Origin of the sequence: Streptomyces sp. SID3212, from assembly GCF_009865405.1 — a bacterium.
Lineage (GTDB): Bacteria > Actinomycetota > Actinomycetes > Streptomycetales > Streptomycetaceae > Streptomyces.
Window position 1 is genome coordinate 1 of the sequence record NZ_WWJY01000960.1, and the last position, 770, is coordinate 770.

At 71.3% G+C, this 770-nt stretch carries 2 protein-coding genes; one reads left to right on the forward strand and one right to left on the reverse strand.

Annotated features, from left to right (window positions below; translation table 11 throughout):
- The coding region (locus tag GT042_RS28635) for an SDR family NAD(P)-dependent oxidoreductase (protein ID WP_161311605.1) at positions 1–169 on the reverse strand (169 nt) is incomplete at its 3' end.
- Between the two features lie 152 nt (positions 170–321).
- On the opposite strand from GT042_RS28635, the gene GT042_RS28640 reads away from it, so the two are divergent.
- Positions 322–770 (forward strand): TetR/AcrR family transcriptional regulator (locus GT042_RS28640; RefSeq protein WP_161311606.1); only part of this gene is annotated, 449 nt, incomplete at its 3' end.

Genomic DNA, 770 nt, shown 5'->3' on the forward strand with positions numbered 1-770 from the left:
GGTCGGCGGCGGCGCGGACCTTGTCGGCGGAGCGTCCCGCCAGGACGACCTCGGCGCCCGCGCGCGCCAGCTCGACGGCGGTGACCTCGCCGATGCCGCTGTTGGCGCCGGTCACGACGGCGAGACGGCCCTGCTGGCGGGGAAGGTTCTGTAGGGACCACTCGGACATGGGGCGGATCACTCCTCGGGACGGACACGCATGTGCTGCGACAACGGCGGTGACTAAGTAACTGACTGTCCAGTTACTTGACTGTAGACCCTGCTCTCCGGCGGATGCAAGGCAGACGTAACCGACCGGTTTGTCAGTTGTACGGTGGCCCCATGCCCAGAGACCCGAACGCCACGAGGAACCGCCTGCTGGAGGCCGCGACGGAGGAGTTCGCCGCGTACGGGATCGCCGGCGCCCGGGTGGATCGCATCGCGGCCGGCGCGGGGGCGAACAAGAATCTGATCTACGTGCACTTCGGCAGCAAGGAGGGGCTGTTCGCGGCCGTGGTCGAGCGGGCCGTCGGGGAGCTCCTGGAGACCGTTCCGCTCACACCCCACGACCTCCCCGGCTACGCGGGCGCCCTCTTCGACTTCAACATGAGCCACCCCCGCCTGGTCAGGCTGGCGCGCTGGTACGGGATGGAGCGGCCCGGCCGCCAGGCCGAGCTGCCGCTCGCGGCCGAGTCGACCCGCGCCAAGCTCGACGCGGTGGCCGCGGCGCAGGCGGAGGGCGCGGTGTTCGCGGGGCTGCCGCCCCGGCTCCTCCTGCCGCTGCTGTTCTC